This window comes from Kitasatospora sp. NPDC096140, from assembly GCF_040303045.1.
GTDB lineage: Bacteria > Actinomycetota > Actinomycetes > Streptomycetales > Streptomycetaceae > Kitasatospora.
This window is the reverse complement of sequence record NZ_JBEOUW010000010.1, coordinates 40,720-55,279: the sequence shown is the minus strand read 5'-3', so window position 1 is coordinate 55,279 and position 14,560 is coordinate 40,720. Positions and strand designations below refer to the sequence as shown.

At 75.2% G+C, this 14,560-nt stretch carries 16 protein-coding genes; 6 read left to right on the top strand and 10 right to left on the bottom strand.

All coding sequences use genetic code 11. The features are described 5' to 3' along the window. Positions 1–135: 135 nt before the first annotated feature. On the top strand, positions 136–1,065 hold the full coding sequence (locus ABT048_RS12680) for a proline dehydrogenase family protein (RefSeq protein WP_350521357.1): 930 nt from the start codon (positions 136–138) through the stop codon (positions 1,063–1,065). A gap of 79 nt (positions 1,066–1,144) precedes the next feature. Here ABT048_RS12680 and ABT048_RS12675 read toward each other — a convergent pair whose 3' ends face one another. Then, complete coding sequence (locus ABT048_RS12675; RefSeq protein WP_350521356.1) at positions 1,145–1,705, bottom strand: Uma2 family endonuclease; 561 nt, start codon at positions 1,703–1,705, stop codon at positions 1,145–1,147. A 127-nt stretch (positions 1,706–1,832) separates the two neighbouring features. Here ABT048_RS12675 and ABT048_RS12670 point away from each other — a divergent pair, with 127 nt between their 5' ends. Then, positions 1,833–2,525 (top strand): RraA family protein, encoded by a 693-nt coding sequence (locus ABT048_RS12670; protein ID WP_350521355.1) that lies wholly within the window; start codon positions 1,833–1,835, stop codon positions 2,523–2,525. A 31-nt stretch (positions 2,526–2,556) separates the two neighbouring features. Here the strand turns inward: ABT048_RS12670 and ABT048_RS12665 are convergent, their stop codons facing one another. From ABT048_RS12665 to ABT048_RS12650, 4 genes are all read right to left on the bottom strand, one after another. Beyond that, positions 2,557–3,045: a GNAT family N-acetyltransferase gene (locus ABT048_RS12665; RefSeq protein WP_350521354.1), complete on the bottom strand. Its 489-nt coding sequence runs from the start codon at positions 3,043–3,045 to the stop codon at positions 2,557–2,559. Between the two features lie 80 nt (positions 3,046–3,125). Beyond that, positions 3,126–4,091 (bottom strand): SGNH/GDSL hydrolase family protein, encoded by a 966-nt coding sequence (locus ABT048_RS12660; RefSeq protein WP_350521353.1) that lies wholly within the window; start codon positions 4,089–4,091, stop codon positions 3,126–3,128. A gap of 115 nt (positions 4,092–4,206) precedes the next feature. Next, complete coding sequence (locus ABT048_RS12655) at positions 4,207–5,538, bottom strand: TerD family protein (RefSeq protein WP_350521521.1); 1,332 nt, start codon at positions 5,536–5,538, stop codon at positions 4,207–4,209. A gap of 222 nt (positions 5,539–5,760) precedes the next feature. Next, a complete protein-coding gene (locus ABT048_RS12650; protein ID WP_350521352.1) occupies positions 5,761–7,020 on the bottom strand; it encodes a hypothetical protein in 1,260 nt (419 codons plus the stop codon). Between the two features lie 331 nt (positions 7,021–7,351). On the opposite strand from ABT048_RS12650, the gene ABT048_RS12645 reads away from it, so the two are divergent. Next, positions 7,352–7,852: an SsgA family sporulation/cell division regulator gene (locus ABT048_RS12645; protein ID WP_350521351.1), complete on the top strand. Its 501-nt coding sequence runs from the start codon at positions 7,352–7,354 to the stop codon at positions 7,850–7,852. Between the two features lie 41 nt (positions 7,853–7,893). Here the strand turns inward: ABT048_RS12645 and ABT048_RS12640 are convergent, their stop codons facing one another. The 3 genes from ABT048_RS12640 to ABT048_RS12630 form a co-directional block, all read right to left on the bottom strand. Further along, positions 7,894–9,330 carry a GAF domain-containing protein gene (locus tag ABT048_RS12640; protein ID WP_350521350.1) on the bottom strand — a complete coding sequence of 479 codons (1,437 nt, stop codon included), beginning with the start codon at positions 9,328–9,330 and terminating at the stop codon, positions 7,894–7,896. Positions 9,331–9,476: 146 nt separating this feature from the next. Beyond that, positions 9,477–10,598, bottom strand: a complete 1,122-nt coding sequence (locus tag ABT048_RS12635; RefSeq protein ID WP_350521349.1) for a M56 family metallopeptidase — start codon at positions 10,596–10,598, stop codon at positions 9,477–9,479. Beyond that, positions 10,595–11,011 carry a BlaI/MecI/CopY family transcriptional regulator gene (locus tag ABT048_RS12630; protein ID WP_350521348.1) on the bottom strand — a complete coding sequence of 139 codons (417 nt, stop codon included), beginning with the start codon at positions 11,009–11,011 and terminating at the stop codon, positions 10,595–10,597. Before ABT048_RS12630 ends, ABT048_RS12635 begins: the two co-directional genes overlap by 4 nt. Before the next feature lie 231 nt (positions 11,012–11,242). On the opposite strand from ABT048_RS12630, the gene ABT048_RS12625 reads away from it, so the two are divergent. The 3 genes from ABT048_RS12625 to ABT048_RS12615 all read left to right on the top strand — a co-directional run bounded on the left by ABT048_RS12625 (position 11,243) and on the right by ABT048_RS12615 (position 13,313). Further along, entirely contained in the window at positions 11,243–11,911 is a 669-nt protein-coding gene (locus ABT048_RS12625; protein WP_350521347.1) for a DedA family protein, read from the top strand. Beyond that, positions 11,911–12,579 (top strand): phosphatase PAP2 family protein, encoded by a 669-nt coding sequence (locus ABT048_RS12620; protein ID WP_350521346.1) that lies wholly within the window; start codon positions 11,911–11,913, stop codon positions 12,577–12,579. Before ABT048_RS12625 ends, ABT048_RS12620 begins: the two co-directional genes overlap by 1 nt. Positions 12,580–12,797: 218 nt before the next feature. Next, complete coding sequence (locus tag ABT048_RS12615; RefSeq protein WP_350521345.1) at positions 12,798–13,313, top strand: pyridoxamine 5'-phosphate oxidase family protein; 516 nt, start codon at positions 12,798–12,800, stop codon at positions 13,311–13,313. 197 nt (positions 13,314–13,510) lie between these two features. On the opposite strand, the gene ABT048_RS12610 is transcribed toward ABT048_RS12615, so the two are convergent. Further along, positions 13,511–13,831: a DMT family transporter gene (locus tag ABT048_RS12610; protein WP_350521344.1), complete on the bottom strand. Its 321-nt coding sequence runs from the start codon at positions 13,829–13,831 to the stop codon at positions 13,511–13,513. Between the two features lie 7 nt (positions 13,832–13,838). Next, complete coding sequence (locus tag ABT048_RS12605; protein ID WP_350521343.1) at positions 13,839–14,546, bottom strand: HAD family hydrolase; 708 nt, start codon at positions 14,544–14,546, stop codon at positions 13,839–13,841. Positions 14,547–14,560: the final 14 nt, after the last annotated feature.

Genomic DNA, 14,560 nt, shown 5'->3' with positions numbered 1-14,560 from the left:
CGCCCCGCCCCCGCGCCCCCGCCCCCCCCCCCCCGCGCCGCCGCCCCCCCCCCCGCCGGGGCGGCGGCCCCACCCACCCGAACCGCCGCCCCGGCCCTTCTGCCACCCTTGGAAACACCAGCTCCAGGAGTCACGATGCTCCGTTCCGCCCTTCTCGCGGCCTCCCGGTCCCCGCAGGTCCGCACCGTGGTCGAGAAGTTCCCCCCGACCCACGCGATAGTCGAGCGCTTCGTCGCGGGCGAGGCCCTCGACGACGCGGTCACCGCCTGCGACGACCTGGTCGCCACCGGTCGCAAGGTCACCCTGGACCACCTCGGCGAGGACACCCAGGACGCCGCCCAGGCCGCCGGCACCGCCGAGGCGTACGAGCACCTGCTCAAGGCCCTCAAGGAGACCGGCCTGGCGGCCGGTGCCGAGGTGTCGGTCAAGCTGTCGGCCGTCGGCCAGTTCCTCCCGGTGGACGGCGAGAAGATCGCGCTGGAGAACGCCCGCCGCATCTGCGAGGCCGCCGCCGACGCGGGCACCACGGTGACCCTCGACATGGAGGACCACACCACCACCGACTCCACCCTCGGCATCGCGCGCGAGCTGCGGGCGGACTTCCCCTGGCTGGGCGTCGTGCTCCAGGCCTACCTGCGCCGCACCGAGGCCGACTGCCGCGAGTTCTCCGGCCCCGGCTCGCGCGTGCGCCTGTGCAAGGGCGCCTACAAGGAGCCCGAGGCGGTCGCCTTCCAGGGCAAGCACGAGGTCGACCTCGCGTACGTCCGCGCGCTGAAGATCCTGATGGCCGGCGAGGGCTACCCGATGATCGCCTCGCACGACCCCAACATGATCAAGATCGCCGGTCAGCTGGCCGAGTGGAACCACCGCACCCGGGACTCCTTCGAGTACCAGATGCTCTACGGCATCCGCCCCGAGGAGCAGCTGCGCCTCGCCGGCGAGGGCAACACGATGCGCGTGTACCTCCCGTACGGCGAGGAGTGGTACGGCTACTTCATGCGCCGCCTCGCCGAGCGCCCGGCCAACCTGACCTTCTTCCTGCGCGCCATGGCCACCCGCAGCTGACCCCGGCGCCACCGAACGGACGGCCCGCACCCCTGACGGGGGGTGCGGGCCGTTTTCGTGGTTTCCGGAGTCCGTGGTTCTAGAGGAAGTCCTTGGTGTCCAGGTCGAACCCGAAGGGGGCGGGGATCGTGAGCGGTTCGCCGAACGCGGCGAGGTGGACCTCGGTGTACTCCTCGCGGTGAGGGGCGCTGAAGAGGCTGACCTGGGACTTCTCGCGGTCGATCAGGAGATAGAGCGGGATGCCGGCGCGGGCGTAACAGTGCCGCTTGGTGATGCGGTCCTGGTCGGGCCTGCTCGACGTGACCTCGGCGACCATGGCGACGCCGTCGGGCTCCATCCACGGCGCGGCGCCGCGGAAGAGGCGAAGCTCCTCGGGGGCGAACGTGACATCGGGGATGACGTGATTCGGCGGGTGGGGAGTGCCGGCGGCGAGGCGAAGGCCCTTGTGCTGCGACATCTGCATCTCGGTGGCCGACTCGTGCCACACCTGATCGGCCAACTCGCTGCGGAGGTGGGCGTGATGGCCGTCACCGGGTGGTTCGATGAGGATCTCGCCTTCGAGGAGTTCGGCGCGGAGTCCTTCAGGGGTGTCGAGATCGAGAAACAGTTCGAGGAGGATGGCGCTATCGGTCGCGTCCATGGAAGTCCTCTCGTTCCGGCTTGCGCGCAGCCTATTGGGTTCGATGATGTGTCGGGCGGGTTCGCGTGAAGATCACTCGATGGCGTGGTTTTCTGGTGAACTGGGCTTTTGGTGGGAGGAGTTGGGGATGCTGAAGGAGTTCGCGGGGCTGTCGACGCCGTTGGTGGCGGATGCGTGTGTGCGGCTCGGGGTGGGGTTGCGGGCGGCGCCGGTGGGGGTTCGCGGGGTGGCCGAGGGGAGCCGGGCGGCGGGACGGGTGCTGCCGGTGCGGCACTACGGGAGCGTGGACGTCTTCCTGGAGGCGTACGGGACCGCCCGGGAGGGGGACGTCCTGGTGATCGACAACGGCGGGCGGACCGACGAGGCCTGCATCGGGGACCTCGCGGTGCTGGAGGCGCGGGCCGCCGGGGTGGCCGGGATCGTGGTGTGGGGGCTGCACCGGGACACGCCCGAGCTGCTGGACATCGGGCTGCCGGTGTTCAGTTACGGCGCCCTGCCGCTCGGGCCGATGCGGCTGGACGAGCGGGAGCCGGAGGCGCTGCTCTCGGCGCGGGTCGGGCCGCACGCGGTGACCGCCGGGGACGTGGTGTTCGCCGACCCGGACGGGGTGCTGTTCGTCCCGGCCGGCCGGGTCGAGGAGGTGCTGGAGGTGGCGGGCGCGATCGCCCGGACCGAGCGCGCGCAGGCCGATCGGATCGCCTCCGGGGACACGCTGCGCCGGCAGACCGCCTTCGACGACTACCTGGAGCGCCGCGCCGCCGACCCGTCGTACAGCTTCCGGCAGCACCTGCGGCGGGTCGGCGGGGCGATCGAGGAGTAGCGGCGGCGGGGCCGAGCCCGGGACAAGTCCCTTACAGGGGGCGGTACATGACGTGCAGGCCGACGTAGCCGTCGACCGGGTGGCGGAAGGCCTCGGGGACGGTGCCGACGATCTCGAAGCCCAGCGACTCGTAGAGCTTCACGGCGTGGTGGTTGTTGGCGACCACCGCGTTGAACTGCATGGCGCGGAAGCCCGCCCGGCGGGCCCAGTCGAGGGTGTGCTCGACCAGGGCCCGCCCGATGCCCCTGCCGTGGTGGGCCGGGTCGACCAGGTAGCTGGCGCTGGCGACGTGCGAGCCGTTGCCGGGCCGGTTGCGGTTCATGTTGGCGGTGCCGACGATCCGCCCGTCGTCGTCCACCGCGACCACCGTCCGGTTGGGGGCGGCGAGCAGCCACCACTTCCGGCCGAGCTCGGAGGGCATGTCGAGGGGGTAGGGGAAGGTCTCGCCGGCGGCGACGACGGTCCGGAAGAACGGCCAGATCTCGGGCCAGTCCTCGGGGGTGGCTTCGCGGATGAGCATCCGACAAGCATGATCCACAGCACCGGGCCGGGCCAGTGGTTTTCCGCGGGATGCCCGGGCCCCGCCCGGCGGCCGGCGGGTCAGCCGCCGAGGACGGCGTTCTCGACGACGGCGGCGGCGTTGGCCTGACCCCGGGCGTTCGGGTGCACCAGCGCGTACTTCAGGGGGAGGATGCTGGTCAGCACGCCGTCCAGCCAGTGGTCGGCGTCGCAGACGCTGTGGCCGGCGGTGGTGGGGTAGAGGTCGACGAAGGTGTCGCCGTGGGCGGCGGTGGTGCGGGCGATGGCCGCGTTGAGCGGCTCGACGATCGCGGTGCGGGCCCAGGCGAGGTCGCCGGTGGTGAGGGTGGCGAACTGGCGCAGGTCGCCGTAGGTGCAGAGGTTGATGTCCTCGGGGACGAGGTGCGGGTAGCCGACGGTGAGGACCTTGGCGAACGGGGCCTTGGCGTGCAGCGCGGTGAGCATCCGGTAGTAGGCGTCGCGGAGCCCGGCGAGGCGGCCGGGCAGGCTCGCGTCGTACGCGTCCTTGCAGGGGGTGCCCTGGCCGAGGTGGGTGGCGCCGAGTTCGATGCAGTTCTTGAGGATCTCGGCGAAGCCGAGGTCGTTGCCGCCGATGCCGACGGTGATCAGGTCGGTGGCCGGGCCCGCGGCGTCGATCTGCGGCGGGACGGGCGGGTAGGGGGCGTTCGGGTCGGAGCCGAGCGGCGGGAGCGGGCGGCCGAGCGGGGAGAGCTTGGTGGCGTCGACGTTCTCGGTGGTGGCGCCGCTGCAGCTGACGTTGTGCTGGTCGACCAGGGAGCCGAGGTCGCGACGGGCGATCTCGGGGTAGGACCCGACGGTGCGGGCGCAGCCGTCGACCGGCTCGGTCTCGGCGCCGGTGGCCTCGATGACGCCGGCGGTGTACGAGTCGCCCATCGCCACCCAGCTCAGGGCCCGGGCGCGGGCGGACGGCTTGGCGGCGGCCTGGACGGCGGTGGGCGTGGTCAGTCCGGCGGCGAGGACGACGGCGGTGCCGGCGACGGCGAGGCGGGACGGGAAGCGTGGCACGGTCTCTCCTCAGCGAGTGCGGGGGAGAGTGCGATTCACCCCCCTGAGAGTCAATCGAGCCGGTGCGTGGACGACTTGATGCCTCAGGAGGGTGAATTCGCGGGCGCGGGCATGACTAGAGCAGCGCGGCGGCGGGCTCGATCATCGCGCGGGCGGTCTTGCCGTCGACGTACTCGCCGAGCGCGGTCATCTCCCACTCGCCGCCCGGGCGGCGGACCAGCTTGCACATCACCACGCCGGTGCGGGGCTCGGAGTGGGTGAGGTCGAAGCGGACCAGTTCCTCGTTGGTGCCCGCGTCCAGCAGGCGGCAGTAGGCGTTCTTCACGTCCGTGAACTTCTGGCCGGAGAAGGAGTTGACGACGAAGACCAGCCCGTGGACCTCGGCCGGCAGGCCCTCCAGGTGCACGGTGATCATCTCGTCGTCACCGTCGCCGCCGCCGGTGAGGTTGTCGCCGGAGTGGGCGATGGCGCCGTTGAAGATGTTCAGCTTCATGAACCAGGCCGTCTCCAGCCGCTTGTGGCGGGCGTCGAAGGCGAGGCAGGAGGCGTCCAGGTCGACGCTGCGGCCGCGGCCGGCGGGCTCCCAGCCGAGGGCCATCCGGACGGAGGAGAGGAAGGGGCGGCCGTTCTTGATCAGGGAGACGGAGCTGCCCTTGACCAGGCTGACCCGGCCCTTGTCCAGGGTGATCTTCGCCGGCGCGGCCGGGGCGGGGGCCGGGGGCGTGGCGGGCGGCGCCGGCGGGAGCGGGGGCAGCGCGTGGGAGCCGGTGGCGATGGCGATCCGCGGGTCGACCGCGGCGGCGGGCGGCGTTGCGGGCGCCGCCGGGGGAGCGGGCGGGGCCGTCGGCGGGGTGGGGAGCTGGACGGTCGGGTCCGCAGCCTGCGGGGTGCTCGGGGCGGGGGCCGCGGGGGCCGCGGGGGCCGGGGGGGCCGGGGCGGCCTCGGCGGCCGGGGTGTCCTCGACGCTGACGCCGAAGTCGGTGGCGATGCCCGCGAGGCCGTTGGCGTAGCCCTGGCCGACGGCGCGGACCTTCCAGGCGCCGTTGCGGAGGTAGACCTCGACCACGATCAGCGCGGTCTCCACGCCGAGCGGGGGCGGGGTGAAGGTGGCCAGGACCTCGCCGCTGTCGGCGTCCCGGACGGTGGCGGTGGGCTCCGTCCCGGCGAAGGTGGAGACCTGGTCGGCGGGGCTGGCGGTGACCACGATCTTGGTGATGCCGGCCGGGACGGCCCGGGTGTCGACGGTGATCGCGTCGGGGGTCCCGGCGGCGGCCGGGCGGTGGCTGACACCGGGGCCGTTCGGGGCGTTGAAGAAGACGAAGTCGTCGTCCGAGCGCACCTTCCCGGCGTCGGTCAGCAGCAGGCCGGAGACGTCCAGCGCCTTGGGCGCGGTGACCTCGACGGTCACTCGCGCGGCGGTCAGCGGTGCGTTGCCGCCTTGGGTCAGGACGGTGGGCACGGACTCCTCCTCGGGTGCGGAACGACGGCCCCGGGCGGGGGCCGTTGGGGGCGCCCGGCCGGGTGGTGCCCACAGTAACGAACGAGGGTGCGGGGATGCGCCCGTCCGGGCAGGTCAGCTGTCGGATCGTCGGACTGTTGGAACGTTGTAACAACGGGCTGTCGGCCGGGCGGCCGCGGCGACCGGCCGGACCGGGCCGAGGGCGGGGCGTCAGCGGGGCGCGGGGACCTGCGGACCGGCCGGAGTGCCCGGAGGCCGAGGTGCGGCGGGCAGGGGAAGGGCGGGGCCGAAGGTGCCGAGCGTGGCGACCGCGCGCGGGTGGCCGAGGGCGAAGGCGGAGGCACTCCAGCTCTCCGTCGGGGCCGACTTGCGGACCGCCGACGGGTCGGCCGCGGCCGGACGGGCGCCGCGCACCCCGAAGGTGTAGTGGCCCGGTCGGACGTCGGTGCCGGGCGGCGTGGTGAAGCGGTACACCAGGGTGCCGCGTTCCTGCTGGACGGTGACCACGGCTCCGGGCAGGTCGGTCCAGGCGGTGCCGGGGCCGGCGGCCGAGTCGCCGGGGACGAGCCGGAACTCGGCCTGCAGGGCGGTGACCGACTCGGTCACGGTGAGCCCCAGCTCGTGCCGCAGGCCGTCGCGGCCGAGCGGCGAGACCAGGGCGACGCCGGACAGGGCGTGGTCGGCGCTCGGGTCCGGGTCGACCGGGTCGGGCACGACGGGAACGGGCGCCGTGGGAGCGGGTGCGGTCGGGTCGGGCGCGGTGGGGCCGGGGGCACCCGTCGCCGTGCCGGTGTCGCCGCCCGGGTCGGTCGCGGTGGGCGGCACGGGGTGGGTCGGTCCGGTGGGCTTGAGGCCGGGCCGGTTCGGCGGCCGGTCGTCGGTGGGCCCGCCGACGGGCTGCTCGGTGGGCGGGGTCGGGGCGACGGGCGAGGGTCCGCCCGGCGCCGGTGCGCCGGGCTGACCGCTCGGCTCGCTGCCCGCGAGCTGGGTGCCGGAGGGCTGCGCGTCCTGTCCGGCGGCGGTCCGGCCACCGGTCGGGTCGCCCGGGTGTGCGGAGCGCTCGGTGGGGGTGGCCAGGACGGGTGCCGCTCCCGAGGGGTGGGCCGAGGGGCGCGTGGGCGGGTGCGCCGGCTGCCGGGCGGCGGACGGCCCGCCGGAGGCCGGGCCGGCCGTGGGCGTCGACGCGGAGACCGCCTCGGCCTGGTCGGTGGCCCCCGGGGTGGGCGGCGGGGTGGAGCCGACCCGGGCCACGCCGGCCCGACGGCCGATCCCCTGCTGCTCGTTGAGCAGGAGGGTGGTGGCGATGCTGATGCCGACGACGGTGGACATCGCCATCGCGGCGCCGGAGAAGCGCAGGGTGGGCAGGCGGAGCCGGCCGCCGAACGGACGCGGTCTACCGTGCCGGCCGTTCCGGCCGTGCCGCTCGGGCTCGTGCCGCACGTCCTGCGTGGTGTCCTCGCGCACAGCCACCGGACCCCTCCCTCCCCGAAGTCGCCGTCGCGTCGCCGTATTCTCCCACGCGCGACCGCCGGGCCCGGCTCCGGCCGCCGCGGGGGGCCGTTTCCGCCGCGGGCCCGCGTCGGGGAGGGGGAGAGCGTACCAGCGGGCGGTCACACCGTGGACGGCTTCCATCCATTTCGTGGACATCCGTTCGATGTACGGAAGTTGACGCTCCGTCCGACAAGCGCCGTAAGGGCCGGTTGCCCCGGACGGGGGTTATTGCAACCCCCTTGCAACCCTTGCCGCCCGGCCCGGGGTGGCGCAGGCTGAGTGCATCCCACGCCGTCCCGGAGAGACCGTCATGCCGCCCGACCCGCTGTCCGCAGCCTCCAGTGCACCCCTCGCCGCCACCCCCACGGGCGGCGATGGGGACGGCTCCACCGCCGCTCCGGCGGCGGTGGAGGAGGTGCTGACCCTGCGGATCTCGCTGGGTGAGGAGGTCGTCGGCGAGGTGCGCACCCGGTTCCGGTTCGACGCCGTCCGGCCGTACGAGGTGCTGCTGACGTTCCACCTGGGGCGGCCGGACGAGGCCGACTGGGTGTTCTCGCGCGAGCTGCTGCGCGACGGCCTGCGCTCGTTGAGCGGCCAGGGCGACGTCAAGCTGTGGCCGGCGTACTGCCCCTGCCACGGTTCGACCCTGCACCTGGCGCTCGAATCCCCGCACGGCAGTGCCCTGTTGGAGGCCTCCAAGCCCCGGGTGCAGGCCTGGCTGGACCGGACGTACGCGCTGGTCTCCGAAGCGCAGGAGCGCGACTGCGGCCCCACCGACGCCGACCTGGCCGCGCTGCTCGCGGGCGGCTGACGGGCGGTCGGCGGTCGGCGGTCGGCAGCCGGTGGCGGGCCTCAGCAGCCGAGCGGGGCGTCCCCGGGGGCGCGCGGCGGCGGGACGGGTGCCGCGCCGGGCAGCCGTGCGCTCCCTGCCGCCAGTGCGGTCCGCAGCCTCCGGACGGCCGGGGCCGAGGAGGACGGCAGCAGGTCGTACGGGTCGTCCGGCCCCTCCACCGTGACCAGCACCGACTCGGCGATCCGGTACGGCCGGTGGGCCAGCAGCCCGCCCAGGTAGCGGCGCAGCCGGGACAGCTCGGCGCGGACCGTCACTGTCCGCCCCGCGTCGCCGAACAGCGCCTCGGCGAGCTGGGCGGCGGTGCTGCCCTCGCGTCCGGTGGCGAGCAGGAGCAGCAGTTCGGCGTGGCGCGGGCTGAGCGGGTGGGACCAGCTGCCGGCCGCGCCGCGGACGGACAGCTCGGGGCGGTCCGGCCGGCGCAGGTCGAGCCGGAGCCGGGCGCCCTCGGACTGTTCGGCGTCGACCGGGCCGGTGCCGTCCTCGCCGGGTGGCCGGACCGGGCGCACCAGCCAGCCGTCGGCGAGCGGTTCCAGCACGCACTCGCCGAGGCCGGGCACCCAGTGCACCGCGGCCGGTGCCCAGCCCTCGCTGGGCACCCGCAGCCGGTCGGGTGGCGGCAGCCCGGCCGCGGCGGCGGTCCACCCGGCCGCGTCCACGACCAGGGCCGGGCCGCCGACCCGGGCGAGCATCGGGGCGGCCAGGGTGCGCAGCTGGTGCAGCGCCTCCAGCCGGTGGGCGCGCAGCTCGGTCTCGGCGAGCCGGGCGGCGGTGGCGGTGAGCTGGAGCAGGTAGGGGCGGATGCTGTGCGCGGGGCCGCTCAGGTTGACGGCGCCGACGAGACGTCCGGTGCCGGGGTCGTGCACGGGTGCGGCCACGCAGGTCCAGGAGTGGTGGCTGCGCAGGTAGTGCTCGGCGGAGTGGACGTGCATCGGGCGCCGGGCTCGCAGGGCGACGGCGATGCCGTTGGTGCCGACGCTCTCCTCGACCCAGCGGGCGCCGGTGATGAAGCCGATCCGGTCGGCGCTGCGGCGCAGGCCGCGCTCGCCCTCCTGCCAGAGCACGTGGCCCTCGGCGTCGGCGATGGCGAGGATCAGCGGGACGGCGCCGGTCGGTTCCAGCAGGGTCTGCCGCAGGACTGGCATGACTGCGTCAAGCCCGCTGGCGCGGCGGCGCTGTTCGACTTCGGCCGGGCCGAGCAGGACGGTGGCGGCGCCGGTGTCGGGGTCGAGTCCGAGCCGGCGCAGCCGGGCCCAGGAGTCGCCGATCTCCGGGCGGGGTTCGAGCAGGCCGGGGGCGCCGCCCTCCTCCGGGGACGGTCCGGTGAGCTCCCGGGCGGCGGCGTCGGTGAGGGTCCGCTCGTGGACCTTGGCCAGCTCCGTCGCGGTCGGCGGGGTGCGGCGCTCTGGTCGTCGGGACTGCCGTCCGGTCTGCCGCACTCGTTCCGCTCCTCGCCGCCGTTCGAGGTCGCGCCGGGGCCGACGCGCTGACGAAAGCGTACGGGTGAGGTGGGCGCGTGGGGATGGGGTCTGCCAACTCGGCATACCGGGCGGTACGGCGGAGCGGCCCCGGGGCGCGGGCGGCGTCAGTGCCGCGCGCCCGTGCCCAGCTCGGCCGCCTCGACGGTGTGGTGCAGGTCGGCGGTGGCCTCCAGGGTGGCGCCGGTGCTCAGCGCCAGGCAGGCGGCCAGAGCCAGCGCGACGGCCCGCAGCCGGGCGCCGGGGGTGGCGGCCGGACGGGGCTGGAGCAGCGCGGCGACCCGGCGCGGGACCGGTCCGGAGTGGGCGGCGGCGGCCGCCCGGGGCCGGTCCGGCCAGGGGGAGCGGCTCGCGGCCAGGGCGGCCCGGCCGACCGCGCGGGCGGTCACGGTGCGGTCGCCGACCCGGGCCGCCGCCACCTCGTCGGCCCAGCGCTCCAGGTGGTACCCGACGGGCGCGCGCAGTGCCCGGAGCGCCGGATGGACGTGAGCGGCGTGCTCGGCCACGGCGAGGAAGACGTGGTGGCGGGCGGCCAGGTGGGCGCGTTCGTGGGCGAGCAGGGCGGAGCGCTCGGGCCCGTTCAGGGCGCGTAGCATGCCGGAGGTGACCACGATCCGGCCCGGTTCGCCGGGGCGGCCGGGGCGGCGCAGGCGGCCGGGCAGGGCGAAGGCGTCGGCGCGCTCGTCGTCCAGGACGCTGAGCAGGGGCTCGGCGGGCCACAGCAGGGTCGCCACCGTCGATCGGGCGGGGCGCGGGGGAGTCGCGGCCGACGGTTCGGCAAGCCCCGGCGTCGGGGTGGTGAAGCGTTCCGGGGTGCGCGCCCGGCGCACGGTGGCGCCTCGGGGGCGCACGTCCGGATGCCGGTCACCGGGCGGGAGGGCGGCCCGGGCCGTCCGCAGTTCCAGCCGGCGGCGGCGGGCCGTGCGCACCGCCAGCGCGGCGAGCACGACGAGTGCCAGGGCGGCCGCCGCGGCGGCGAGCGGGGCGTCCGGCGCGGCCGCGGTGAGCCACCGCAGCGAGAGGTGGCCGAGGGCGGCGACCGGCGGCAGCTGGAGCAGCCCGGCGGTGGCGAGCAGGCCGAGCGAGCAGAGGGTGCCGCCGGCCAGCACGGCGGTGCTGCCCGCCAGCGTCCAGGCGGCGGCCCGCGGGGGCAGGGACTCGGCGAGGCGGCGGGCCAGGGGTGCGGCCAGGAGGGGCAGCAGCAGCGGGGCCCAGACGGCGATCATCATCGGCCGGCCGACCCCCGGGGGTCCGGTCGCGGGTCGTCGCCGGCGGCACCGTCGCCGAGCAGGTCGCGCAGCAGCTGCTCGTCCTCGGCGGAGAGGTCGGACACGAAGCGGGCCAGCACGGTGGAGCGGTCGGCCTCGCGGCCCAGCTCGGTGTGCATTCGGCGGGCCGCCAGTCCGGCGGTGTCCTGGACGGTCGGGGTGTAGGCGTAGGCGCGGCCGGCCCGGGTGCGCTCGACCGTCCCCTTGTCGTGCAGCCGGGCCAGGATCGTCGCGATCGTGGTGCGGGCGAGGTCCCCGCCGAGCGCCGCCTGGACGTCCTGCGGCGTCATCGGCTGCCGGGCCGACCAGAGGGCGGCCAGCACCTCGGCCTCCAGCTCCCCGGCGGGCCGGCGGGCGGACGTTACGTCGGACATGGCGGCGTTTCCTCCAAGTTTCGTCTACAGTCATGTAGACCGTCTACGTGACTGTAGACGGTCGGGCGGGGGTCCGGCTCGTGAACCCACCGGTCCGGGCGCTCCCAGTGAACCGCCGACCGGGCGGGGTCCGCGGTGCACGGCCGACCCGGGCGGATCCGCTGCGAACCGATCGGTTCCGGGCGGATTCCGCCGTGAACCGCCCTCCAACGTACGGGAGGTCCGCCAGCCTTGCTTCAGTTCCCCGGCGATCCGGCCGTTCACCTCGCGGTGAACCCGCTGGACGCGTCCTCACTGCTCGCCGCCTTCGGCGCACTCGGCATCGCCGTCGTGCTCTTCGCCGAGACCGGCCTGCTCGTGGGCTTCTTCCTGCCCGGCGACTCGCTGCTGTTCACCGCCGGACTGCTCTGCGTGCCCGGAGCGACCCGGGGGCCGCAGCTGGAGCTCTGGCAGGTGCTGCCCGCCGCCCTGGTCGGGGCGCTGGGCGGCGCCCAGCTCGGCTACCTGATCGGCCGGCGCGGCGGCCGGGCGCTGCTGCGCCGCACCCGGCGCAAGAGCCTGCTGCAGGGCGTCGAACGGGCCGAGGAACTGCTGGCGAAGTACGGCCACGGCAAGGCGATCGTGCTCGCGCGCTTCATCCCGGTGGTCCGAACGGTGCTGAATCCGCTGTGCGGCGTGCTGGAGGTGCCCGTCCGCTCGTTCACCCGCTGGCAGGTCCTCGGCGGTGCGGTGTGGACGATCGGCGTGGTTCTCGCCGGGTACGCGCTCGGATCGTCCGTACCCGGGATCGACCGATATCTGCTGCCCGTCATCGGTCTGGTAGTAGTTGTCTCCGTGTTCCCCATTGTTCTCGAACTGTTCCGCGCCCGTAAGGCGCCACGTCACGGAGGTGACGCGTGATGCCCACCCGGGCCCTGGCCGTCTACGACGGCAGCGGCATCGACGGCAGCCTCTACACCCGGGTCAACGGGTGGGCGCAGTCGGCACCGCACTGGCTGGACGAGCTGATCAAGGTCTGGTCGGCGCTCGGCCTCGGACTGTTCGCACTCTTCATGCTCTGGGCGTGGTGGCGCGCACGCGGCGCCGACTCCGCGGTGATGGCCAAGGTGCTGGCCTCGCCGGTGATCGTGGTCCTCGCGTACGCCGTCAACTCGGTGTTCAAGGGGATCGTCGAGGAGGTCCGGCCCTGCGCGCAGATCCCCGGCAGCATCTCGCTGGAGACCTGCCCGGGCACCGGCGACTGGTCCTTCCCGAGCAACCACTCGGTGATCGCCTTCGCCGCCGCGGTCTCGCTCTGGTTCGTCAACCGCAGGCTCGGCTCGGTGGCCGTCCTGTTCGCGGCGCTGATGGCCGCCTCCCGGGTCTGGGTCGGCGTGCACTACCCGCACGACGTGGCGGTCGGCGCACTGGTCGGCCTGCTGGTCGCGGTGGTGCTGGCGCCGGTCGCCGGGCGCTGCGGACCGCTCGTGGACCGGATGCGCTCCGGCGCGCTGCGGCCGCTGCTCGGACCGGGACAGCCGCCGCTGGCGAGCCCCGAATACGCGGGGTACGGGGCGCCGCGGCACTGAGCACCCGACGGCGTCGCTCCCGCCGGATGCGGCGGCTGCCGATGACGCCGGTGCGGCGGCGCCGATTCCGCTGATTCCACCCGTTCCGCGGCCCTTGTCCGGCCGGGGCGGCGGGTAGAGCATGTGAGCCGGGCGTGGGGCCTCCTCGGAGGCGCCCGCCCGGCTCAGTCGTGCTCGGGGCGCGAAGGCGCCGGGCGTGCCAGCGGAGGGAGTGCCGTATGCCGTACAGACTCGACATCGCGCAGGGGGACTGGCCGGGCGACCTGCTGCACAAGGGCGTCGAGGGGCTGCTCGGGGAGGCCATGGTGCTCACCCTCGCCACCGCCGGCCACGAGCACGGGCCGCACGCCAACCTGGCCTTCTTCGCGTACGACGACGACCTCGTCCTCTACTTCGTCAGCGAGCGCTCCACCCGGCACAGCCACCACCTGGCCGAGGAGGCCCGGGCCGCCGCCACCGTCTTCCTGCCGCCGCCCGTCTTCGGCGAGCAGCTGCGCGGGCTGCAGCTGACCGGCGGCGCGGGCGAGGCCTGGGGGCGGCAGGCGGAGGCGGCGCTGGCCGCGTACCAGGGGCGCTACCCGTCCTTCGCGCAGGACGAGGACGTCCGGCGGCAGTTCCTCACCGGGGGCGGGGCGGCGGCGCTGTACCGCTTCCAGGTGGAGGAGCTGACGGCGGTGGACGAGCCGAACTTCGGCCGCCGCAACTACCTGCGGGCCCGGGTGGTCCGGTCCTAGGCACGCCGGGCCTCGCCGTCCGCGCCTCGCCGTCCGCGCCCCGAGCCTCTGCGCCTCTGCCAGCGTGCGCAGGCCCCCTGATCCGGTCCCGGCGCCGGGAACGCCGCGGAGCGGGAAGTCGGTACTTCCGACTTCCCGCTCCGGTGGGCGAGTCGAGCAGCCCGTCAGTCAGCCGACGGTCCGTCGGGACGCGGTCGTCAGTGGCTGCCCTTGAGGTTGAGCACGACCACCCCGACGATCACCAGCGCGATCCCCACCCACTGCAGCCGGCCGAGCGACTCGCCGAAGGCGACCACACCGATCCCGGCGACCGCCGCCGTGCCGGCCCCCGACCAGACCGCGTACGCGACCGAGACCGGGATGTGCTTGAGCGCGCGGCCGAGCAGCAGGAAGGAGAGCGCGTACCCGAGGCCGACCCCCAGGCTCGGCCAGAGGCGGGTGAACCCGTCGGTGAGTTTGAGGCAGCTGGTGGCGCAGACCTCGCTCAGGATGGCGAGGGCGAGCAGGACGTAAGGCATGTCGGGATCAAACCGCCGGAGCGGCGGTGAGCTTCCCGAGCAGCGCGAGATCGGCCTGCTCCAGGCTGGCGAGCAGCGTGATCCGCTCCCCGTCCGGCATCGGCGTGGCCGTGGACGGCACGGCGAGCACGGCGCAGCCGGCCGCGGTGGCGGAGGCGACCCCGGTCGGGGTGTCCTCGACGGCGAGGCAGACGGCCGGGTCCAGGCCGAGCCGCTCGGCGGCGGCGAGGTACGGGTCGGGGGCGGGCTTGGTGCGCTCGGTGTCCTCGGCGGCCAGGGTGACGGCGAACCAGTCGCGGCCGATGGCGGACAGCACCAGGTCGACGACCCGGCGCGGGGAGGCGGAGACCAGCGCGGTGGGCACCCCCGCGTCCCGCAGCGAGGCCAGCAGGGCGAGCGCGCCGGGGCGCGGCACCGTTTCGGCGGCGACCTTGCCGGCGAAGGACTCGCCCAGCCGGGCGGCGACCTCGGCCTCGTCGAGGGTGGTGCCGCTGACCCGGTGGAGGTGGGCGGCGGTGTGCTCGACGGCCTGGCCGAGCACCTCGGGGGCGTCCTGGTCGGTGAGCGGGTGGTGGAGTTCCGCGGCGATCTCGACGGCGGTCTGCCACCACAGCTGCTCGGTGTCGACCAGGGTGCCGTCCATGTCGAAGAGGACGGCGGCGGGCAGGGCGGCCCCGGCGGGGGCCGCGGTTCCGGTCACTACGGGTTCAGGCATGGCGGTACCTTCGG